The organism is Thalassospira sp. MCCC 1A02491, assembly GCF_001613785.1.
Lineage (GTDB): Bacteria > Pseudomonadota > Alphaproteobacteria > Rhodospirillales > Thalassospiraceae > Thalassospira > Thalassospira povalilytica.
In genome coordinates, this window is sequence record NZ_LPVX01000031.1 from 14614 (window position 1) to 37231 (window position 22618).

The 22618-nt window shown below is 54.9% G+C and carries 22 protein-coding genes; 17 read left to right on the plus strand and 5 right to left on the minus strand.

The genetic code is table 11. The features are described from left to right. Window positions 1-22: 22 nt before the first annotated feature. Both AUQ42_RS12545 and AUQ42_RS12550 read right to left on the minus strand, forming a co-directional pair. The gene (locus AUQ42_RS12545; RefSeq protein WP_082817846.1) at window positions 23-910 is read right to left on the minus strand and encodes a carbon-nitrogen hydrolase family protein; all 888 of its coding nucleotides are present in this window, start codon (window positions 908-910) and stop codon (window positions 23-25) included. 229 nt (window positions 911-1139) lie between these two features. Beyond that, window positions 1140-1970 carry an amidohydrolase gene (locus AUQ42_RS12550; RefSeq protein ID WP_068519437.1) on the minus strand — a complete coding sequence of 277 codons (831 nt, stop codon included), beginning with the start codon at window positions 1968-1970 and terminating at the stop codon, window positions 1140-1142. 236 nt (window positions 1971-2206) lie between these two features. On the opposite strand from AUQ42_RS12550, the gene AUQ42_RS12555 reads away from it, so the two are divergent. The 12 genes from AUQ42_RS12555 to AUQ42_RS12610 all read left to right on the plus strand — a co-directional run bounded on the left by AUQ42_RS12555 (window position 2207) and on the right by AUQ42_RS12610 (window position 12564). Then, a complete protein-coding gene (locus AUQ42_RS12555) occupies window positions 2207-3532 on the plus strand; it encodes a sugar ABC transporter substrate-binding protein (RefSeq protein ID WP_068519438.1) in 1326 nt (441 codons plus the stop codon). 107 nt (window positions 3533-3639) lie between these two features. Then, window positions 3640-4536 (plus strand): carbohydrate ABC transporter permease, encoded by an 897-nt coding sequence (locus AUQ42_RS12560; protein ID WP_068519439.1) that lies wholly within the window; start codon window positions 3640-3642, stop codon window positions 4534-4536. 3 nt (window positions 4537-4539) lie between these two features. After that, window positions 4540-5406, plus strand: coding sequence for a carbohydrate ABC transporter permease (locus AUQ42_RS12565; RefSeq protein WP_068519440.1), 867 nt, complete (start codon window positions 4540-4542; stop codon window positions 5404-5406). A 4-nt stretch (window positions 5407-5410) separates the two neighbouring features. Beyond that, window positions 5411-6496 (plus strand): ABC transporter ATP-binding protein, encoded by a 1086-nt coding sequence (locus AUQ42_RS12570; RefSeq protein ID WP_068519441.1) that lies wholly within the window; start codon window positions 5411-5413, stop codon window positions 6494-6496. 9 nt (window positions 6497-6505) lie between these two features. After that, on the plus strand, window positions 6506-7624 hold the full coding sequence (locus AUQ42_RS12575) for a mandelate racemase/muconate lactonizing enzyme family protein (RefSeq protein WP_068519442.1): 1119 nt from the start codon (window positions 6506-6508) through the stop codon (window positions 7622-7624). Continuing rightward, on the plus strand, window positions 7621-7950 hold the full coding sequence (locus AUQ42_RS12580) for an L-rhamnose mutarotase (protein WP_068519443.1): 330 nt from the start codon (window positions 7621-7623) through the stop codon (window positions 7948-7950). Before AUQ42_RS12575 ends, AUQ42_RS12580 begins: the two co-directional genes overlap by 4 nt. After that, on the plus strand, window positions 7943-8998 hold the full coding sequence (locus tag AUQ42_RS12585) for a Gfo/Idh/MocA family protein (protein ID WP_068519444.1): 1056 nt from the start codon (window positions 7943-7945) through the stop codon (window positions 8996-8998). The genes AUQ42_RS12580 and AUQ42_RS12585 overlap by 8 nt, the downstream gene beginning before the upstream one ends. Further along, on the plus strand, window positions 8991-9437 hold the full coding sequence (locus tag AUQ42_RS12590) for a MaoC/PaaZ C-terminal domain-containing protein (protein ID WP_068519445.1): 447 nt from the start codon (window positions 8991-8993) through the stop codon (window positions 9435-9437). Before AUQ42_RS12585 ends, AUQ42_RS12590 begins: the two co-directional genes overlap by 8 nt. Continuing rightward, window positions 9434-9748, plus strand: coding sequence for a UxaA family hydrolase (locus tag AUQ42_RS12595; RefSeq protein ID WP_068519446.1), 315 nt, complete (start codon window positions 9434-9436; stop codon window positions 9746-9748). Before AUQ42_RS12590 ends, AUQ42_RS12595 begins: the two co-directional genes overlap by 4 nt. After that, window positions 9745-10947: a UxaA family hydrolase gene (locus AUQ42_RS12600; RefSeq protein ID WP_068519447.1), complete on the plus strand. Its 1203-nt coding sequence runs from the start codon at window positions 9745-9747 to the stop codon at window positions 10945-10947. Before AUQ42_RS12595 ends, AUQ42_RS12600 begins: the two co-directional genes overlap by 4 nt. A 9-nt stretch (window positions 10948-10956) precedes the next feature. Next, entirely contained in the window at window positions 10957-11694 is a 738-nt protein-coding gene (locus tag AUQ42_RS12605; protein WP_068519448.1) for an SDR family oxidoreductase, read from the plus strand. A 30-nt stretch (window positions 11695-11724) separates the two neighbouring features. Next, window positions 11725-12564: a fumarylacetoacetate hydrolase family protein gene (locus AUQ42_RS12610; RefSeq protein ID WP_068519449.1), complete on the plus strand. Its 840-nt coding sequence runs from the start codon at window positions 11725-11727 to the stop codon at window positions 12562-12564. A 71-nt stretch (window positions 12565-12635) separates the two neighbouring features. Here the strand turns inward: AUQ42_RS12610 and AUQ42_RS12615 are convergent, their stop codons facing one another. Together AUQ42_RS12615 and AUQ42_RS12620 are read right to left on the minus strand one after the other, a co-directional pair. Next, the gene (locus AUQ42_RS12615; RefSeq protein ID WP_068519450.1) at window positions 12636-13769 is read right to left on the minus strand and encodes a CaiB/BaiF CoA-transferase family protein; all 1134 of its coding nucleotides are present in this window, start codon (window positions 13767-13769) and stop codon (window positions 12636-12638) included. Continuing rightward, window positions 13762-14904 (minus strand): ABC transporter substrate-binding protein, encoded by a 1143-nt coding sequence (locus AUQ42_RS12620; protein ID WP_082817847.1) that lies wholly within the window; start codon window positions 14902-14904, stop codon window positions 13762-13764. Before AUQ42_RS12620 ends, AUQ42_RS12615 begins: the two co-directional genes overlap by 8 nt. Before the next feature lie 170 nt (window positions 14905-15074). On the opposite strand from AUQ42_RS12620, the gene AUQ42_RS12625 reads away from it, so the two are divergent. Then, window positions 15075-15866 carry an IclR family transcriptional regulator gene (locus AUQ42_RS12625; RefSeq protein WP_068519451.1) on the plus strand — a complete coding sequence of 264 codons (792 nt, stop codon included), beginning with the start codon at window positions 15075-15077 and terminating at the stop codon, window positions 15864-15866. Window positions 15867-15922: 56 nt separating this feature from the next. Here AUQ42_RS12625 and AUQ42_RS12630 read toward each other — a convergent pair whose 3' ends face one another. Further along, a complete protein-coding gene (locus AUQ42_RS12630; RefSeq protein ID WP_068519452.1) occupies window positions 15923-16828 on the minus strand; it encodes a LysR family transcriptional regulator in 906 nt (301 codons plus the stop codon). 244 nt (window positions 16829-17072) lie between these two features. On the opposite strand from AUQ42_RS12630, the gene AUQ42_RS12635 reads away from it, so the two are divergent. The 4 genes from AUQ42_RS12635 (at window position 17073) to AUQ42_RS12650 (ending at window position 22596) form a co-directional block, all read left to right on the plus strand. Continuing rightward, the gene (locus AUQ42_RS12635; RefSeq protein WP_156480884.1) at window positions 17073-18020 is read left to right on the plus strand and encodes a tripartite tricarboxylate transporter substrate binding protein; all 948 of its coding nucleotides are present in this window, start codon (window positions 17073-17075) and stop codon (window positions 18018-18020) included. A 65-nt stretch (window positions 18021-18085) separates the two neighbouring features. Further along, window positions 18086-20158: a tripartite tricarboxylate transporter permease gene (locus AUQ42_RS12640; RefSeq protein ID WP_068519454.1), complete on the plus strand. Its 2073-nt coding sequence runs from the start codon at window positions 18086-18088 to the stop codon at window positions 20156-20158. Window positions 20159-20209: 51 nt separating this feature from the next. Further along, the gene (locus tag AUQ42_RS12645) at window positions 20210-21286 is read left to right on the plus strand and encodes a tartrate dehydrogenase (protein WP_068519455.1); all 1077 of its coding nucleotides are present in this window, start codon (window positions 20210-20212) and stop codon (window positions 21284-21286) included. 29 nt (window positions 21287-21315) lie between these two features. Beyond that, on the plus strand, window positions 21316-22596 hold the full coding sequence (locus AUQ42_RS12650) for a glycerate kinase (RefSeq protein ID WP_369813525.1): 1281 nt from the start codon (window positions 21316-21318) through the stop codon (window positions 22594-22596). Window positions 22597-22618 lie beyond the last annotated feature (22 nt).

The window sequence follows — 22618 nt, forward strand, 5'->3', positions numbered from 1 at the left end:
GATGCCTCCGTACTGATAGTAATTATCTGATTGTTGCTGGTTGTTCGACCAGTTTTCGACCCCGAAGACGATCTGCCATCAGGGGGTAGTTGGTGCGGGCTTCGATGAGATCATCGACATTCAGTTCGGCCCGAATGGTTTCAGCTGCGAACTGTCCGGCTTGGGCAAGAATGCCGCTGTTTGGGGAAACAATCTGGCTCAGGCCAAGGCGTTCCCAGGTCCCGACTTTTTTGCCAAGGTCAAGGAAGCCGCAAGCGTTGCATGACACGACAAACGCCTGGTTTTGAATTGCGGTAACGGTCGGGACAGTTTCCCAGAATTTCTTTTTGGTTACGGGGTCACCTGCGCCGCCTTTGATGCCGCCAGACCAGAATGAAGAGGTGACTGCAAGAATTTCTACACCCTGTCTGAAATGTTCGAGTGCAATTTCAGGGAACAGGGTCTCATAGCAGATCACAATGCCGATTTTGCCCAGTGCGCAGTCAAAGGTCGTGCGATTGTAGTCCGGCGTGTAATACAGCTTTTCAATGCCCGGGAAGAAGCATTTGCGGGTGACACCAACGATGCCTTCCGGACCGATCAGGGCCGCGCTGTTATAGATGGTGCCAACCATCGACGAACGTTCGTTGAAACCGACGACGGTATAGATGCCAAGGGTTTTTGCCGCTTCGACAATCGCATTGAGTTCCGGGCCGTCAACATCAACCGATCCCTCATTCCAAAGCCGTTTCAAGCCGCCTTCTTCATGTTTGAAAAAGCTGGTCAGATTGGCTTCTGGAAAGACGACAAGATCGCTACCGTTCGATGCTTCGAGCTGCATCTGATTAAGGATGAAAGCAAGATTTTCATCAATACCACCCAACTCTACGGGTTGGTGTTGGACCGCACTTGCTACGACCTTGCTTTGCATGGAGTTACTACCCTTCGCCTGTCAAATTGTTATCCAAAGAGCTTGCTGCCCTTGTTTGTTGGATAAACATTATCGAGGCCCGATCCGGGCGAACAGGTAGTCACTGCTTGCGCTATGTGTAAGAAAACTTACACCATGCGTGTTTATGGTAATTGTTTCAGTGGATTATTTGATGTGCGGCCTTAACATCGCATCGCTTGCGGGGCGCACATCATGGTATCTTATCGGTTCAGATCGACCAGATGCGTTGGGCGTTGCGGTGGGTCAGGGATGCGCGTTCGGTTTCTGAGGCACCGGCGATCAGGGCCTGTGTTACCGCCATCCATTGGTCCAGTGATGAGTTCAGGGTGCAAACCGGGCTGTCTGATCCCCAAACCACGCGATCCCAGCCAAAGCATTCAATGATATGTTCGACATAGGGACGCAGGGTTTCGAGTGTCCAGTCGGGTTTGGCATAGGCCGTGATGCCGGAAATCTTTGCATTCACATGCGGGCGTTTGGCAAGTGCTGAAATGGATTGTGCCCAATCGGCAAAGCCGTCCCCGGCAATATCGGGAACACCGCAATGATCAAGAACAAACACCGTATCAGGGCAGGCATCGACAAGATCGCGGGCCAGCGGCAACTGGCGTTGCAGAACACATATATCAAAAGGAAGCCCCTTTTTGCCGATCCGTCGGACATTCTCGCGGAACAGGGATCCTTGTGACAGGTCGTCGGGCACGACATGCAGCACCCGGCGAATGCCCTTGACGATATCAAGATCAAGCGTATCGAGGAATGCTTCACAATCCCCGGATTCCGGTCTTGCAGACGAAATTGCGCCGCGCATGAGGTTGCCAGGCCGTGCCATCAATTCCCCGACAAAGGTGTTTTCGGCGGCGATATCGGTTGGCGCGCAATCGACTTCCATGTGCAAAACGCCCTCGATCCCGATCCGGCGTGCAGTGGTTTCATAATCCTGAAACGTCCAGTCACGATCCAAAGCAGCGACATCCTTAAGCCAGGGATAGGTGATCCGGTCGCGTGCAACGAGGTGAAGATGCGTGTCGATGAACATGGCGTTTCCTCTTTGGTTCGGCGTTTCCCGGTTGTCACGCGGCAGGTGGTGCTACCTTGCGTCCCGGCGATCTTATGTTTTTTCAGCTGTAAGGTGATTTCTTGTGGAGTTCAACTTGACTCACCGATCAAGTCAAGTTTAAATATAAAAGATGCTTCCGAATATGAAAGTCACAGCAAGAATGACCTCGGAAGTGATAGTCGGTCGGGAAAGACCGTTCCTTCAGGGAGGATAGAATGAAAACGTTATTGAGCGGTGCGTCCCGTGCCGTGCTTGCGACGGCATCTTTGACGGCAGCAATTTCTGCATTCGGCACCGCGCAGGCGGGTGAATTTGACGGCGTAACCATCGAGGCAAAGCTTATCGGTGGTCAGCAATATGAAGCACTTTATGCCCGCATTCCCGAATGGGAAGCCGCCACTGGTGCCAAGGTAAATATCATCTCGAAAAAGAACCATTTCGAGCTGGACAAGGAATTCAAATCCGACATCGCAGCCGGAACCACCGACTGGTGCGTCGGATCGAACCATTCGTCTTTCGCATCCCAGTACCCGACGCTTTATACCGACCTGACCGGTCTGGTGGACAAGGGTGTGGTGGCCGAGTTCGTGCAGGCCAATATCAAGGCCGCGACCTTTGACGGCAAACTTGTGATGTTGCCGCGTGCACAGTTCGATGTGTCGGCACTTTATTATCAAAAAGACCTGTATGACGATGCCGAAAAGGCCAAGGCATTCGAAGCCAAGTTCGGCTATCCGCTTGCCGTGCCGGAAACCTGGGAGCAGGTAAAGGATCAGGCGACTTTCTTTGCCGATCCGCCGAACTTCTATGGCACCCAGTATGCGGGCAAGGATGAGGCAATTGTCGGTCGTTACTATGAAATGGTCGTTGCCGAAGGCGGCAAACTGTTTAATGACGATTTCTCGCCGGCTTTTGATTCCGAAGAAGGCAAGCGCGCCCTTCAGTGGTTTGTCGATCTTTATAATGCCAAAGCCGTTCCGGCCGGCACGACCAACTATCTCTGGGATGACCTGGGCAACGGCTTTGCGTCGGGCACCATTGCGCTGAACCTGGATTGGCCGGGCTGGGCCGGTTTCTTTAATGATCCGTCATCTTCGAAAGTGGCTGGCAATGTCGGTGTCGCGCCGGCACCCAAAGGATCGGCAGGTGTGCGCACCGGCTGGTCGGGCTTCCACGGTTTTTCCGTGACCGAAGATTGCGCGAACAAGGAAGCTGCGGCGTCGCTGGTCGAATTCCTGACCAACGAAGACAGCCAGAAACTTGAAAGTGCCGCCGGACCGCTTCCGACCCGCACCGCAGTTTGGGATTACATTTCCGAACAGGCCAAAGACGATCCGTATCGTCGTGAAGTGCTGGCGGCATTCAAGGAAACTGCGGCAACTGCATTTGCCGTCCCGCCGACCCCGCTTTGGATCGAAGCAACCAACCTGATCTATCCTGAACTTCAGGCCGCCATTCTTGGTGATAAATCGGTTGATGATGCGCTTGCGGATGCGTCCGAGGCCGTTGACGATCTGATGCAGGAAGAAGGCGTCTACTAAGCCAGACTTGCGGCGGCGCAATTCGCAATTTCGGGTGTTGCGCCGCCTGACCATCCTCTGACCCAAATGCGCGGGCACAGGTCCGTGCCGATCAATGGGACATCCCGATGAATCGCTTGAAGCTTCCACCGTGGTTGGTTCTTTTGTTGCCAGCCATCATTATTCTATCGGCCGTCGTGCTGATCCCGCTCGTCCTGTCATTATATTCGAGTTTCACCTCGTATCGGCTGACCCGGCCTGACAGCATTTTCAACTGGGTGGGCTTTTTCAACTATGAAAAGGCCCTGACGGATGTGAAGTTCTGGGCGGCTTTCGGGCGAACAGTTCTGTTGCTGACCGTGGCACTCAATCTTGAGATGCTGTTTGGTCTGGGGCTGGCTTTGATGGTGTCCAAGGTGACGCAGGGACAACGTCTTTTGCGCACCATGATGATGTTCCCGATGATGTTTTCGCCGATCCTGGTCGGCTTTCAGTTCAAATTCATCTTCAATGACAATGTCGGTCTGGTGAATAACGCGCTTCAGTCACTTGGCATCACCGATCAGGCGATCCCGTGGCTGGTTGACGGGCAATTGGCGATGTTTTCAATCATCTTTGCCGAGATCTGGACCGCAACCTCGGTCTTTGGAATTCTTATTCTTGCCGGTCTGTATGCGATCCCGCGTGATCCGCTGGAAGCTGCAAAGGTCGATGGATGCACCGCATGGCAGTCGTTCCGTTATGTGACCCTGCCGTTCCTGATGCCCTTTATCTATATCGCGATGGCGATCCGGTCCCTTGATGTCGCACGTGCCTATGACATCGTGCAGATCATGACCAATGGTGGCCCGGCACGTCGTACCGAACTGCTTTGGACCCTGATCGGGCGGACCGGCTATGTCGATGCCCGCATGGGGTACGCCAATGCCATGGGCTATATTTCGATCTTTCTGGCGATTTTCTTCACCATCTATTTCTTCAAGAAACTGACGCAGTCGCGCAAAGAACTCGGGATGGGGGCGTAAATCATGGCGAGTAACCTTAATCATCGCATGCGCCGCTATACCCTTAAGGTCCTGCATTTCTTTGGCCTTTTCAGCGCCATGATGGTGCTGTGCGTGCCGGGCCTGTGGATTGTTCTGAATTCTTTCCGCCCGACGGTCGAAATCATGGCCAAACCACCGGTCTGGATCCCCAACGAGCTTAACCTTGATCATTACCGCGCCATGTTCAGCGGTATCGGCGAGGGCGGGGTGCCGGTTCTGACCTATTTTGCCAACTCGCTGGTTATTTCGGTTACCTCAACCGTGATTGCCATTTTGATCGGGATGGCAGGCGGCTATGCCTTTGCGCGCTACAAGTTCAATTTCAAGGGCGGCATGTTTGTCGGTCTGATGGTAACGCGGGCTGTTCCCGGTGTGGCGCTTTCGCTGCCGTTATTCATCCTGTTTGCGCGGATCGGGATCATCGATACCCATTTTGGTCTGATCCTGGCGTATGTCGCATTGAACATTCCGTTCACGATCTGGCTGATTGACGGGTTCTTCCGACAGGTGCCGCCGGAACTTGCCGAGGCCGCCGAGATCGATGGTTGTACCCGTTGGCAGGCATTCTGGCGTGTCGAATTTCCGGTGGCTCGTGCCGGTATTGCATCGGCGGGCATCTTTGCCTTCCTGACATCGTGGAACGAATATGCGCTGGCATCCCAGCTGACCCGTTCGACCACGTCAAAGACCATGCCGGTCGGGCTTCTCGATTTTACGTCTGAATTTACCCTGAATTGGGGCGGGATGTGTGCGCTTGCGGTGTTGATGATTATCCCCGCGCTGATCCTGACATTCCTCGTGCAGAAACATCTCATTGCCGGCCTTACTTTTGGCGGTGTGAAAGGATAATAAAATGGCTCAGGTCCACCTTCGCGATGTCGTCAAAAAATACGGCCCGCTTGAAGTTGTTCATTCCATCAATCTTGATATCGCGGATGGCGAATTTGTCGTACTGGTCGGTCCATCGGGCTGTGGCAAGTCGACGACACTGCGCATGGTTGCCGGTCTTGAAGGCATTTCCGGCGGTGAAGTGCAAATTGGCGGACGTGTTGTAAACGATCTGCCGCCGCGTGAACGCAACATCTCGATGGTGTTTCAGAACTACGCGCTTTATCCACATATGACGGTGCGTGAAAATCTTGGTTTCTCGCTCAAGATTGCCAAACAGTCACAGGCCGAAATCGACAGGGCCGTTGACGAAGCCGCCGAAATCCTGTCCCTGACGCCGTTGCTTGATCGCAAGCCGGGCGCATTGTCCGGTGGTCAGCGCCAGCGCGTTGCCATGGGGCGTGCAATTGTCCGTCACCCGGAAGTCTTCCTGTTTGATGAACCGCTTTCAAACCTTGATGCCAAGCTGCGTACCCAGATGCGCGTCGAGATCAAAAAGCTTCATCAGAAACTGAAATCCACCATCATCTATGTCACCCACGATCAGGTCGAAGCCATGACGCTGGCCGACCGGATTGTGATCATGCGCGATGGCCATATCGAACAGGTCGGCACGCCCCTTGATGTGTTTGAAAACCCGGTAAACACCTTTGTCGGGACTTTCATTGGCTCCCCGCCGATGAATCTTCTCGATGGTGTGGTGAAAGGCAATGAGCTTGAATTTGCCGACGGTACCCGTCTGCCGGTTCCACCAGGCTATGCAATACAGGACGGTCAGGCTGTGACCTTTGGCGTGCGGGCCGACAATATCATGCCGGTTGGTCATGCCCTGCCACGTGGTGAACATATGGCGGAGGTCGAAATGGCAGTTGACCTGACAGAGCCGCTTGGTACCGAGACCCTTCTATTTGCGACCCTTGCCGGAACCGAAGTTCAGGCCAAGATGCTAAATCCCCGTCCAGTCCAAAGTGGCGAGCGCATGACGTTCCAGATCATGCTCGACAAATGCCATCTGTTTGATGCCGAAACCGGCGCAACCCTTCGTACGTGAGGTTGATCAATGGCGCGCATTACATCTGCAAATGCCTTTATGGTCGATCTTGAACCCAAGGTCGTGCGCACGGATGCTATCCAGTCATTCAATTCACAGGAAACGATCTTTGTTGTTTTGCGTGATGCGGATGGCGCCAAGGGCATGGGATACAGCTACACCATCGGTGATGGCGGGCCCGCGATCCTGTCGCTGTTGAAAGAAACGCTGTTGCCGCGACTGATGGGGCAGGATGCCGATCGGATCGAAGCCATCTGGCGGGATCTGTTGTTCTGTTCGCATGCCACGGCGGTCGGACCGATCATGTCGCTTGCCCTTGCAGCAATTGACACGGCCCTTTGGGGCATGCGCGGGGTTAAAACCGGCTTGCCGCTTCATATTCTGGCGGGCGGGGCGAAATCGTCGGTGCCGATGTACACGACCGAAGGCGGGTGGCTTCATCTGTCACCCGATGCACTGGTCGAAGATGCCATTGCCTCAAAAGAAGCCGGTTTTCTTGGCTCCAAGGTAAAGATCGGCAAGCCGACCGTGGCACAGGATTGCGAGCGTCTGGAGGCGGTCCGCAACGCACTTGGTTATGATTATGAAATCATGACCGATGCCAACCAGTCGATGACATCGGGTGAGGCCAAGCGTCGGCTACCGATGCTTGAACGCCTGAATATCGCATGGTTTGAAGAACCGCTTCCGGCTGATGATATTGCGGGCCATGCCCGGTTGCAGTCCCAGTCACGCGTGCCGGTCGCTGTCGGCGAAAGCATGTATAGCCCCGGTCAGTTTGCCGATTACATCGCACAGGATGCCTGTGAGATTGTGCAGGCCGATGTGGCCCGGGTTGGCGGGATTACGCCATGGCTTAAGGTCGCGCATCTGGCCGAAGCCCATAACATCGCGATCTGCCCGCATTTCCTTATGGAACTGCATGTAAGTCTTGTCTGCGCGGTGCCCAATGCGCCCTGGCTTGAATACATCCCCCAGCTTGAAGACATCGCAGCCCCGATGGCACGCGACGGCGGTAATGCCCTTGCACCGATGACGCCGGGCCTCGGGATCGAATGGGATCACGACAAACTTGCCGCACTAACGGTCGCAGGAAGCGCATTCGAAATTACGGAGGCACATCAATGACCCGTCATGGACAATTGATCGGGATCGGCGCGGACGCCATTGCCGAATATAAACGGCTGCATGCCGATGTATGGCCTGGCGTGCTTGCCAAGATAACTGATTGCAATATCCGCAATTATTCGATTTTCCTCAAAGAACCGGAAAACCTGCTGTTTGCCTATTTCGAATATGTAGGCACTGATTTCGAAGCCGACATGGCGAAAATGGCCGCCGACCCGGAAACCCAGCGATGGTGGTCTCATTGCATGCCGCTTCAGCGTCCGCTGGACAGTCGGGCCGAAGGCGAATGGTGGGCCGAAATGCCGGAGGTCTTCCACCATGACTGATCTGCGCCAAACCGTCGAAATGCCCGCAAAAGTCACACCGGTTGTGATTTTCGGGTCGGGGTCCATCGTCACCGATGCTCATCTTCCGGCCTATCGCGATTTGAAGGTGCCGGTGGCCGGGATTTATGATCCCGATCTCGCCAAGGCACAGAAAGTTGCAGGCGCATGGGGCACAGTTGCCTTTGAAACGCTTGAACAGGCCGCAAGTCAGGCTGGTGTCGTCTTTGATCTTGCCGTGCCGCCCGCAGCCATTCCGGAATTGCTCGAAGCATTGCCCGATGGTGCGATTGCCGTGATCCAGAAGCCGCTTGGTTCCGATCTGGGGGAAGCGGACCGGATCATCTCGGTCCTGCGTCGCAAAAACATCAAGGCCGCGGTCAATTTCCAGCTTCGTTTTGCGCCGAATTCACTGGCGATCAAGGATGCCATAGCCAAGGGTCTGCTTGGCGATATCGTTGATTTCGATGCATGGCTAGCCCTTGATACGCCGTGGCATCTTTGGGCGTTTCTTGCTGATTTGCCACGGGTCGAGATCCTGTTGCATTCGATCCATTATCTGGATTTCGTCCGCGACTTGCTGGGCAATCCGGCGGGTGTTCATGCGCGCACCATTGGCCATCCGTCATCAACGGTTTCCAATACCCGAAGCGCGATCATGCTTGATTACGGTCGTGACGTTCGCTGCAATCTGTCGATCAATCATAATCATGCCTTTGGGCGCAAATTCCAGGCCTGCGAATTCCGGATCTGCGGCACCAAGGGGGCGGCCTATATGAAAATGGGCGTCAACCTTGATTACCCAAAAGGCGAGCCCGACGAACTTTGGCTGAACACCGATGGTGAATGGCGCCAGATTGATCTGGTCGGCAACTGGTTCATCGAAGCCTTCCACGGGCGCTTTGCCCAGGTACAGCGTTTTGCGGCCGGGATGGATGATGCGCTTGAAGGTTCGGCCGAGGACGCATGGCATACCATGGCACTGGTCGAGGCCGCTTATGAAAGTTCGGCCCTTCCGATGCATCCGATCAAGGAGGCACCCGATGCTTGAGCAAACCAAATATTACGAAGATTACGAAATCGGCGAAGGGCGCGACACGGTTGGCCGTACGATCACGGAAACGGACTTTGTGGTTCATGCCGGTCATTCCGGGGATTTTTTCCCGCATCATCTTGATGAAGAATTCTGCAAAACCTTGCCGTTCGGACAACGGATCGCCCATGGCACGATGGTCTTTACCATCGGGGTCGGTTTGACTGCGACGATTATCAATCCAGTGGCGTTTTCATATGGTTATGACCGTATGCGGTTCGTCAAACCGGTCTTTATCGGTGATACGATCAAATCGCGGGTCGAAATCATCGCCAAGGAAGTGATGGAAAAACGCCCGGGTTACGGACGGGTGACCGAACGTTTGACCGTCACCAAGCAGAATGGCGAAACCGCGCTTGTGGCTGATCACATCTATATGGTGGAGATGAAGCCATGACCGCACCGTTCCTGCATCTTCATCCCGATGACAATGTGCTGGTGGCCCGGGCATCTGCCCCGGCCGGGACGGAAGTCAAACTGGCTGACTGCACGGTTACGCTTGCCCATGCCATCCCGCTTGCCCACAAGATTGCCTTTCGCGATATCGCGGCGGGTGAACGCATTCTGAAATACGGGATGCCGATCGGTATTGCGACGGCTGATATCGCCGCAGGCACGCATGTTCACATCCACAATATCCGTTCTGCCTATACCCCGACCCATGCGCTCCAGGATGCGGATGGGCAGAGCCCGGAGACGCCCAAATGACAGAAAAATTCCAAGGCTATTTGCGTTCTGACGGGCGCAAGGGGATCCGCAATACAGTCGTTGTTGCCTATCTGGTTGAATGTGCGCATTTCGTCGCCTCGAAAATCGTTGCCGGTTTTGATGATGAAGACGTGCAACTGATCGGGTTTCCCGGATGTTTCCCCAATGAATACGCCGCCCGTGTGATGGGGCAGCTTTGCACCCATCCCAATGTTGGTGCGGTTCTGTTCGTGTCGCTTGGCTGCGAAAGCTTTGACAAGGTGCGCGCAAAGGGAACCGTTGCAAACACCGGGCGTCCGGTTGAAACCCTTGTCATTCAGCGATCCGGCGGTACGGCAAAAACGGTTGAAACCGGTCGCGCCTGGGTGCGTTCCGCACTTGATGAAGTCGCCAAGGTCGAACGTGCCCCGATGGGGGTCGATGAATTGATCATTGGCACGATTTGCGGCGGGTCTGACGGGACGTCTGGCATTTCCGGCAACCCGGCGGCGGGGAAGGCGTTTGACCTTCTGATCGCCGAGGGGGCTGCTTGTATCTTTGAAGAAACCGGCGAACTGATCAGTTGCGAAGACATCATGGCAGAACGTGCCAAAACGCCGGAACTGGGCGAAGAATTGCGCGCCGCGGTGCAAAAGGCCGAACGGTATTACGCAACGCTTGGCTATGGATCATTTGCGGCTGGCAATGCCGCGGGCGGTCTTTCCACGATCGAGGAAAAAAGTCTGGGTGCCTATGTCAAATCCGGGGACAGTCAGATTTCCGGTCTGATCAAACCGGGGGACGTGCCGCCACGCGGCGGGCTTTATCTGATGGATGTGGTGCCCGATGGCGAAGTCCGGTTTGGCTTCCCCAATATTTCGGACAATGCCGAAATCGTCGAGATGATCGCAAGTGGCGCACATATGACCCTGTTTGTCACGGGGCGCGGATCGGTTGTCGGATCGGCCATATCCCCGGTTATCAAGATTTGCGCAAACCCCGATACCTATCGCGCCCTTGAAGGCGACATGGATGTCAATGCCGGTGACATCATCGAAGGCAAGCGATCCATTGCCGAGGTCGGACAGGAAATCCGCGATCTGGTCGTTAATGTCGCCAAGGGGGCGCAAACCAAATCCGAGGCCCTTGGGCATCGGGAATTCATTCTGACTTACAAATCATTTGATCCGATCGGGCCGTCGTGCCTGCCAACGGTCTGAGGAGGAATTATGAAAAGACTAGAAGGAAAACTGTGTTTGGTCACCGCTGCCGGTCAGGGCATTGGCCGGGCATCGGCCGAACGGCTTGCGGCCGAAGGCGGTCGTGTGATTGCAACAGACGTCAATGACGCTGCCCTTGCCGAACTTAGTGCCATTGACGGCATCGAGGCCCGCAAACTTGATGTCACCGACAAGGATGCGATCACGGCATTGATCAATGACATTGGTCCGGTTGATGTGCTGTTTAACTGTGCCGGGATTGTTCACAACGGCACCATTCTTGAAGCAACCGAAGAAGAATGGGACTTTGCGTTTGAATTGAATGTCAAATCCCAGTTCCGCATGATCCGTGCGGTCCTGCCCGGTATGCTTGAAAAAGGCAAAGGTTCGATTATCAATATGGCCTCGGTTGCGGGGCCGGTAACAGGGCCGGTCAACCGTCTGATCTATTCGGCGTCAAAGGCGGCGGTTGCGGGCATGACCAAAGCAATTGCCAATGATCACGTTACCCAGGGCATTCGGTGCAACGCGATTGCACCGGGAACCGTGGACAGCCCCAGTCTGCATGAACGTCTGCGGGCGACGGGGGATTACGAAGGCGCGCTTAAGGCATTTATCGCGCGCCAGCCGATGGGCCGTATCGGCAAGCCGGACGAAATTGCAGCACTGGTTGCGTATCTCGCATCAGATGAAAGCGGCTTTACCACCGGTGCTGTGCATGTTGTTGATGGTGGCTGGACCGCCTGATCGGAATTTGAACAAAGGATTGGACGTAATATGAAGTTCGCACGTTACGGAGAACGCGGTGCAGAAAAGCCCGCACTGGTCGATGCCAATGGCAATCTGCGCGACCTTTCGGCCCATGTCGATGATATCGCGGGTGACATTCTGACCCGCCTTGATGATCTGAAATCAATCGATCCGGAAAGCCTGCCGCTTGTCGAAGGCAATCCGCGTCTTGGTGCCTGTGTCGGTCAGACCGGCAAATTCATCTGCATCGGTTTGAACTATGCCGATCACGCCGCAGAATCCGGTATGGAAGTCCCGCCGGAGCCGGTGATTTTTGCCAAATATACCTCGGCAATTTGTGGTCCGAATGATCCGATCATTATTCCGCGCGGCTCGGAAAAGACCGACTGGGAAGTCGAACTTGGTTTCGTTATTGGCAAAAAAGCCAAATACGTGTCCGAAGCCGATGCACTTGATCATGTTGCCGGTTTCTGTCTGATCAATGACGTTTCCGAACGTGCCTATCAGATCGAACGTGCCGGTCAGTGGTCCAAAGGCAAATCATCAGACAATTTCGGTCCGACCGGTCCGTGGCTTGTGACCCCCGACGAGGTGGGCGATTTTGACAATCTTGGCATGTGGCTTGATGTGAACGGCGAACGGGTTCAGGACGGTTCGACCGCGACCATGGTTTATCGTGTGCCGCACCTGATTTCCTATTTGTCTCAGTTCTTTACCCTGCATCCGGGTGACATCATTTCGACGGGCACTCCCCCGGGTGTCGGTCTTGGTTTCAACCCGCCGCGTTACCTTAAGGCCGGTGATGTGGTCGAACTGGGCATTGATGGTCTGGGCACCCAGCGTCAGGTCTGCGTGAACGACGACTGATCCAATTGTATGATAAATAAAAAGCGCGGCATTGTGATGATGCCGCGCTTTTTTGTTTCGTGGATTTTGGTTTACCAGCCGGTTTCAAGCAACCCGTTCGCATCGCCAAGTTCCGGTGCAGCACGGGATGATGACGGGCGCACACCATCAATGCGCAACGGCAATTTGGTGGTTTTCATTGCAACATCACCGCGTTCGATATTCTGAACCATATCAAGTGTCTGCAAGACACCGCTTGCAACCACGCCGTCCCAATCCATCACCGGGGCCGCCCAGATATCATTGGCAACGAAATCATCCATCCAGCTTGCGCTGGTTCTGGTTTTAAGCTGTGCGGCAAGACCGGCCTTGATTTCATCGCGCTGTTTGAAGGCATCCAGTCCGGCGATTTCGGGCGCAAGGCCGGTGATCGTTGCCAGAAGGTCAAGCTTGCCCATCGCAATGGCGATATGCCCGTCAGCAGTTTCATAAACTCCGTACGGTGCTGCCAGATAGGCATGGGCCGGATTGTTTTTTGACCGTTCCGGGGTGCGGTTGCCGTCGTTAAACCAGGTGGTCAGCAATTCAAATTGCAGATCGGCCAGAACTTCGATCAGGGATGTCTCGACATAGCCGCCGATATTTTGCGTCGCCTTGCGATACAAAAGTGCCAGAATCCCGTGCGCCAGGGCCGATCCGGCCAAAACATCGGCAATCGGAAGGCCCATGGCAACCGGACCATGGTCACGACCGCCCGACAACCACATGACCCCTGATCGTGCCTGTGCCAGCAAATCCTGCCCCGGAAGGTCCACCCACGGGCCATCCGATCCATATCCGGTTACGGTGCCATAGACGACCGTTGGATTGATCTTTTTGACGGCCTCATAGCCAAAGCCAAGGCGTTCCATCACGCCGGGACGGAAGTTCTGCAAGATGACGTCGGCATCACGGACCAGTTGGGTCAGGCGGGCCTTGTCATCATCGGATTTAAGGTCGACCGCAACCGAACGTTTGTTGCGGTTGATCGCGTGAAAGATCGTGCTTTCACCGGCAATCCTGGTGTCGGTCAGATACAGATAACGTGACAGATCGCCAAGGCCGGATCGTTCGACCTTGACCACATCCGCGCCAAGGTCCGCCAGTTTCAGCGCGCAATAGGGGCCGGCTAGAAACTGCGAGAAATCAAGAACCTTAAGTCCCTTAAGCGGCAGCATGTCATTCATGGTCAAAGCTTTCGTCAAAACGTGTCTCAAGGGCCAAAAGGGCCGATTTAGGATCGGTTTTTCCGGTCAGCGCATCGAGAAGGATGTGCGATGCGTCTTCCTGAAACGCCATATAGCCGTCATGGCGCGGGCGCAGCCACGCGGCTTCGTGGGTCATGCGGGTATTGCTGTAACAGGACCCGACCGGCGCATTGACCGCCGCATCCCCCCAGGCAACCGCGTTGCCCGGTTGACCATTATGGGTGGCATAAAGGCCGCGCTGGATATCGGCCGACGCAACCCAAAGGGCAAATTCAACGCAAAGATCGGGATGTTTGGTTTGTGATGACACCGCAATCCCGGTGCCACCAAGGGCGGAACCAAGCGGGCCGGACGCGCCAAGCGACGGCATATCGTGGAAGACAATGCGATTGGCCCGGTAATTGGCCCGCGCGTAGGGCGCGTACAAATAGACATACGGGCACAGGGCAAATGTATTGTCCTCACACAGGGCATCAAGTGCTGCAATCGGATCCATTGTCAGGCAGGCAGGATCGACAAGATCAGCAAGCGTTGCCATCGCCCCGATCACATCAAGGGCGGCGGTGTGATTGATTGCCGTGCCACGGGTCACCGGAAAAGGCGCGCCGGAATTTGCCAGCAAGCTGAAGAATGACATCAGAACATGGGGGGCAAGAAGCGGCCATACGACCCGGCCGTCTTTGGCCAGCGCAATCACATCGGAAAATGTTTTGACGGGCGCAGAAACAAGGTCCGGGCGGATGGCCTGCACCTGGCAGGCGGCATCAACCGGCAAGGCCCATTGATGACCGTCATAGGCATAGCTTTGATAGCTTTTGCCCACGGTTTCGGCAAACAGACGTTCAAGCGCAGTTTTTTCGGCAAACCTGTCGATCGGCAACAGGCAGTTTTTTTCAACAACAGCCCCGACATGGGGATGATCAATGATGATCAGGTCATAGGTTTCTGCCAGTTCTTCGACCGGGGTGCTTTCAAACCCCTGAAGCGATCGTTTGTCCCAGACAATATCCGCATCGGGATGCCGGTCGCGGAATGTTTGGCTGGCCGCGACAAGCGGGTCATATCCCCGCGGATCAGACCAGGTCATGCCCCTGATTTTCTTGTGTTCAGTCATTCTTGCGTTTCCTCCTTGCCGCAGTTTAATGCTGAACATTTATAAATGAAAGAATGTTTTATATTTGATATTATGATTTGCGCATCACGGGGTCAGTTGCCACAATGAGGCTGGCACGCATATACTCCGCCGACCGAAATCAACCGGTTTTTATCCGCCTGCGAGGACATATGAACGGCAAGACCGACGACCAGATTGATCAGGAAAAATACCGTGCCCCGGCATTGTCAAAGGGGCTCGATATCCTTGAACTGCTTGCCTCTGAAGTGGACGGATTGTCGCAAATCGCCATTGCCAAGCAGCTGAACCGCAACACATCGGAAATCTTCCGGATGCTGATGGTGTTGTGTCAGCGCGGCTATATCGAACAGCGCGAAGAAGACGACCGTTATCAACTGACGACCAAGATGTTTGAAGTTGCACACCGCCATCCGCCGATCCGTCGTCTGACCTCGATCGCGGGTGATGCGATGCAGCGTCTTGCCAATGAAGTGAACCAGTCGATGCATCTGGCGATCATTCATTCGGGCAAGGTGCTTGTGATTGCGCAGGTCGATTGTCAGGACAACAACATCACCGCTGTTCGTCTGGGCGCGCAGATCAATATTTTTGACACGGCATCGGGTCGGGTGCTGGCGGCGTGGATGGATCAGGATGGGCTTGATAATCTGATGAAGGATGTCGGGACCGAACCGGCAGACAAGTATCAGGCATTTCTTGATGACCTGCCCAAGGTCAAGGAAGCGGGATATTGTGAATCACAGTCGCTGACCATTGCGGGAGTCTTGAACCTTTCGGCGCCGATCTTTGATTTTTCGGGCAAGGTCGTGGCAGCATTGACCGTACCGTTTATCCAGCGCCTGTCGGGAACGTCGGTGGCATCGGTCGAAGAATGCCGTGAACGTCTGATCGCAGTGACAAAGGATATTTCCCGCCGTCTTGGTGCCGGCGCACATAGCTGATTGCGCCGAACGCCAACAGGTACCCAAGAACATCGCTGTGGTGCCTGTTCCTATTCCTAGGTGTTGTCGCTGGTGTGCTTGCGCAATTTGCGATGCAGGAAATCGATGAAAATGCGCACTTTGGCCGACAGGTTGTGACGTTCCGGATACACGGCATAAATATCGGCATCGACATGGGCATATTGCGGCAGCACGAGTTGCAGGCGGCCTGCCTTGACGTGGCGGGCAATATCCCATTCGGACCGCAACATGATGCCAAGCCCGTCCATCACCCAACCCAGCGCAATTTCACCGTCATTACTGCTGAGTGTGCCGTGCACCTTGACCGTTTCGGAATGCTGACCCCGCTGTAATTTCCAGACATCATAAACATCATTGTCCTGACGCAGGATGATGCAATTGTGGTTGATCAGGTCCGAAAGACTGCGCGGCATGCCGTGCCTTTCGATATAGGACGGGGCCGCACATAAAAACCGTCTGTTGGCGAGCAGCTTGCGCGCTGTGATACGCGAATTGGGCAATCCCCCGAACCGGATACCAAGATCAATGCCTTCTTCGACCATGTTCATCGGTGCATCGGTCAAAAGAAGCTGGACCTCGACCTCGGGATAAAGGTGGGAAAATTCCGAAATCACCGGGGCCACATACTCGCGCCCGAACCCGAATGTTGCATTGATGCGCAAAAGCCCGCTCGGGGTTTCGCTGGCATGGGAAACCCGTTCTTCGAGTTCTTCGATTTCACGCATGATCTGGATCGCGCTTTGGTAATAGGCCTCGCCCTCGCTGGTCATGCTGATCCGGCGGGTGGTCCGGTTCAACAAACGCACCCCAAGTCGATCTTCAAGCTTGGCCAGCCGTTTGCTGACCGCAGGCGGTGACAGGTTCAGCTCCTGGGCGGCTGCACTCAGGCTGCCCTTGCGGACCAGAAGAACGAAAAATCCGAGATCACTGTCTGATGACATTCTTAACCTGTGCGACACAATGAAATGAATAATCAGAAATTATAATGAATAACTAAAAAATCTACACTGCAAGAGTCATTCGGGCAAATGATTCTAGCCAAATACGCGTGTCCTACTGCGCCACAAAAGCCCGCAATGACATCAGGGAAACAGCTGGTGACGGGGCCGGGTGTGCTTTGCCGTCCCTTCGTGACCAGCCGGTGCCAACAAAGTTGGTGCTGTTCATTCTACGGGAGGAATACCAATGCGTAAGCTCGCAATCGCGGCAGCCATGGCTGCAACCCTGGTTTCAACACAGGCATTTGCCGAATATCCGGAAAAGACGATCAATTACATCATTCCGTTCAACGCGGGTGGCGAGTCTGATGTTTCCGCACGTTTCCAGCAGCCCTATCTGGAAGAACTGGCTGGCCAGTCCTTTGTGATCCAGTACATGGCCGGTGCCGGCGGTGCACAGGCCTGGTCACAGCTTAACGGCATGGAAGGTGACGGCTATACGATCATGGGCATCAACCTGCCCCATACGATCCTTCAGCCGATGGAAAAGGACGTTGGGTACGAAACCAAGGACCTTACCTATATCAACTTCTTCCATTACACCCCGAACGCCCTGTTCGTTCCAAAGGACAGTGAATTCCAGTCGCTTGGTGAACTTGTGGAATATGCAAAAGCCAATCCGGGTCTTGTCACGCTGAGCGGTTCGGGATCGAATTCGGCCAACCACCTGGGTCAGGTTCAGTTTGATGAACTGGCCGGTATCACGACCACTTATGTCCCGTTCAGCGGCACCGGTCCGGCGGTTACCGCGATCCTTGGCAGCCAGACCACCGGTGGTTTCAACTATGTCACGTCTGGCGTGAATAACGGTGATGGCATGCGTATGCTTGCTGTTGCGTCCGAACAGCGCGTCAAGGCATTCCCGGATGTTCCGACCTTCAAGGAGCTGGGTTACAACATTGTCGGTGGTGCATTCCGTGGTGTTGCCGTTCCAAGTTCAACCCCGGAACCGATCCGCGAAAAGATTTCGCAGCTGATCACCGATGTGAACAACAACCCGGAATTCCAGAAAAAAATGGAAGATGCGGGCTTTGTTCTGACCGACATTTCCTATGACTTCATCAATGACTTTGTCGCGGCCAAATCCGAAGAATACCGCAAAATCGCAGAAAAACTGGGCATTGCCAACCGGTAAGTGCCCGGTCTGAAACATTTGAAACTGCGACAATAAAAAGATTGGGATTGGAAAGGTCCATCGTCATGGAGCTCTTGGGTTATCTTGTTAATGCCTTGACGCCACTAAATATTCTTATGGCACTTGGTGGCGTCATTCTGGGCACTGTAATCGGTGCTTTGCCGGGACTCTCGGCAACCATGGCGGTGGCCGTTCTGGTCCCGTTTACCTTTACCATGGATCCGGCGACCGGATTGATTGCACTGGGTGCGATCTATACCGGCGCCATTTATGGCGGTGCCTTTGCCGCCATTCTGGTCAACACACCGGGAACCCCGTCAGCGATCGCCACGACCTTTGACGGTTTCCCGATGGCCAAACGTGGTGATGGCAGTCTTGCAGTAACACTGGCGACGCTTGCTTCTGTTGTAGGCGGGCTCGTCGGGGGTGTGTTCCTGTTGCTGCTGTCACCACCGCTGGCCAAGGTGGCACTTGCCTTTGGCCCGCCGGAATATTTCTGGTTGGCGATTTTCGGACTGACTTTGATTTCGGCCCTGTCGGTTGGCAATACCATCAAGGGATTGCTGGGCGGCTGTATTGGTCTGATGCTGGCGATGGTGGGCGTTGCTGTGGTGGGCGGTGATATCCGCTTTACGATGGGCACCCATATGTTGCTGGGCGGGTTTGATATCGTATCGGCACTGATCGGACTTTATTGCATCCCGGTTCTGATTGATCTGGTTGCAACGCCGGACCCGCATTTGAAGGTAGAGCAGGGCAACCGTGGCATTCGCTTGCGCGAAGCATTCGGCATCGCCTGGGAAAGCAAATTCAACGTTCTGCGCAGCTCGATCATCGGGACTGTGATCGGGGTTTTGCCCGGTGCGGGTGGATCGATTGCCGGACTGGTTTCCTATTCCGAAGCACGCCGGTCATCGAAAAAGCCCGAAACATTCGGCAATGGCGCACCCGATGGCATTATCGCAACGGAATCTGCCAATAACGCAACAGTTGGTGGTGGTTTCATCCCGACCCTGGTCCTGGGTATTCCCGGTACGCCACCCGATGCGGTCATTCTTGGTGCGTTGCTGGTACAGGGGATCAAGATTGGTCCGACGCTGTTTTCCCAGCAGGGCGATATTGTTTACACCTTTATCTTTGGTCTTTTGATTGCAACGGCCTTGATGTTGCCGGCCGGTTTGCTGATCGGGCGCTATGCCTATAAGTCGATTGCATCAATCCCCAAGACCCTTCTGGTTCCGACCATTGCCTTTTTGACCGTTGTCGGCAGCTTTGCCATCCACAGCAACCTGCATGATGTGCAGATGATGCTGGCGCTTGGCGTGATTGGCTGGCTTTTGAACCGGTGCGGTTTTGCGCCGTCGCCGATTGTGCTTGGTCTGGTGCTGGGGCAGATCGCCGAACAGGGATTTGTGCAGTCCTATCTGATCGGCAATGCGACCCATAATCTTGTCGGTATGTTCTTTGGGCGTCCGATCAGTCTGGCGATTGTCGCCCTTGCCGCCTTTACCCTGCTTTATCCGCTTGTCTTTTCCAAGCGCAAGGAAAACGCCAAGAAGCGCGCGCTTGCTGCGGCACGCAGCTATGCCGACAGTCAGGGATCAACCACCGTGGGTGACGTCGAGCCGGTTGCGAAAAGCGGTTTTGCACCCCTGGCAGGATTGAAAAAACAGCTGGCAAAACCACGTGATCATGCGGGCATGTTCCTGTCTGTATTGCTGATTGGTGTGGCTGTCTGGGCATTTGCGGAAACATCTGCCATGACCCCGATGGGGTCGGTCTTCCCCAGCACGATTTCGGTGGCGATCATTGTCATGTCACTGATGCTTCTGGGGCTCAATATTTTGCGTAAACCGGCAGGTCCGGAGCAAGGGGGCGTTGCTGACAATAGTTCAAACGCACGCCGGGTTGCTTTGGTCATTGCCATGATTGTCTGGGTGGCGGTGATCCCGATGGTCGGCTTTGGCATTGCTGCCATTCTGGCCTTCCTGATTTTGGGACGCGTTGCCTGTTACGAGCATATGTCGGCCAAGCGCATCCTTGGCGAAGCGGTCGGCGGGCTTGTGATTGTCGGGGGGCTTTATCTTCTGATGGCCGAAGTGCTGCTGATCAGAATGCCAACCGGCGCGCTTTTCTAGGACACGCGTCAAACCCGTATAAAATTAATCTGCAAACTGAAGAGACTTGTGATGAAGAACTATCGTATTGCTGCCATTCCGGGTGACGGAATTGGTAAAGAGGTTGTTGCGGCCGGTGTAGAAGTACTTGATGTCCTGGCAAAGCGGGATGGTGGCTTCACCATGAGCTTCGACAGCTTTGACTGGGGATCGGATTACTACAAAAAACACGGCATCATGATGCCAGCCGATGGTCGCGATCAGATCAAGGATCATGATGCGATCTATTTCGGTGCCGTGGGTGCGCCCGATGTTCCCGATCATGTGACCCTTTGGGGGTTGCGTCTTGCGATCTGTCAGCCGTTTGATCAATACGCCAATGTGCGCCCGACCCGTATTTTGCCGGGTATTGAAAGCCCGCTTCGCAATGTCAAACAGGGCGAACTTGACTGGGTGATCGTGCGCGAAAACTCCGAAGGCGAATATGCCGGGCAGGGCGGTCGATCGCATGTCGGTCTTCCCGAAGAGGTCGCAACCGAAGTTTCGATTTTCACCCGTGCCGGTGTCACGCGCATCATGCGGTTTGCCTTTGACCTTGCCCGGTCACGCCCGCGCAAGAAACTGACCGTGGTCACCAAAAGCAACGCCCAGCGCAACGGCATGGTGATGTGGGATGAAATCGCCAAGGAAGTGGCGGCCGAATATCCGGATGTCGAATGGGACAAAATGCTGGTTGATGCAATGACCATGCGCATGACCCTGCGCCCGGAAACCATTGATACCATCGTTGCTACCAACCTGCATGCCGACATTTTGTCTGATCTTGCCGCTGCCCTTGCCGGATCGCTTGGCATTGCACCGACGGCAAACCTTAATCCCGAACGCAATTTCCCGTCGATGTTCGAACCGATCCATGGGTCGGCTTTTGATATTACGGGCAAAGGCATCGCCAACCCGGTCGCTACATTCTGGAGTGCGGTGATGATGCTCGATCATCTGGGGGAAAAGGCGGCATCGGATCGTTTGATGCGTGCGGTGGAACGCGTTACCGCTGATCCGTCCCTGCATACGCCCGATCTGGGTGGTAAAGCCACCACCCGTCAGGTGACCGATGCCGTGATTGCGGCAATCCACGGCGATAACGTTTGATCGTGGGCAGGCAGATGACAGGGGATGACATGATGTCTGGCATTGGCGATAGCACGGCGATCAAAAGGTTCCTGATGGAACTTTTCGAAACGGCTGTGCGTGCTGCTGATCCCGATATCTGTGTGCCGGCGCATCTGCCTGCGCCGCCAGACGGACGCACGATTGTGATCGGTGCGGGCAAGGCATCGGCAAAGATGGCGCGCGCACTCGAACAGAACTGGTCAGGGCCATTGTCGGGATGTGTGGTCACGCGATACGGACATGCGGTACCGACCGACCATATTGAAATCATAGAGGCATCCCACCCGGTCCCCGATGCTGCGGGACTGGCGGCAACACGGAAGATCACAGAACTTGTGCGCGATCTGCGTGAGGATGATCTGGTCATTTGTCTGATATCGGGCGGAGGATCGGCGTTACTGGTTGATCCGGTTGCGCCGCTGGATCTTGCCGGGTTGCGCGACATCAACCTTGCGCTTTTGAAATCCGGTGCGGCAATTGACGAGATGAATTGTGTTCGCAGGCATATTTCAAACGTCAAAGGCGGTCGTCTGGCCGCGATGTGCCATCCGGCACGTGTTGTGACCCTGGCGATTTCCGATGTGCCGGGTGACAGTCTTCTGGATGTGGCATCGGGGCCGACTGTTGCTGATCCGACAAGCTGTACGGACGCGCTGGCAATTATTGACCGATATGACATCGCGCTTCCCGATGCTGTGCGGGCCATGCTTGAAAATGGCGAAACCGAAAGCATCAAGCATGACGATCCGCGCATTGCAAAATGTGAGGCCGTTCTGATTGCAACACCGCAAATGGCGCTGGAAGCTGCCGCGCAAAAGGCGCGTGATATGGGAATTACCGCCCATATCCTTGGCGATGCGATCGAAGGTGAAGCATCTGACGTCGGAACGGTGATGGCGGGTATCGCACGTCAGATCGTGCTGCGCGGGCAGCCGTTTGCGCGCCCTTGTCTGTTATTGTCCGGTGGCGAAACAACCGTCACGGTAAAGGGCAACGGGCGCGGCGGGCGCAATGTGGAATTCCTGCTGGGGTTGGCGGTTGCGCTTAATGGTTTGTCCGGGGTCTATGCGATTGCCGGGGATACCGATGGTGTTGACGGGCTCGAAGAAATTGCCGGTGGTCAGATCACACCCGATACCCTTGATCGCGCAATTGGTGCCGGGATCAAGGCGCAAGAATATCTTGCAAACAATGACGGACACAGTTTCTTTGAGCTGCTTGGCGATGCGGTGATTACCGGGCCGACTTTGACGAATGTGAATGATTTTCGTGCAATATTGATTAATTGATATCTGAATTAGTCCCACAAGG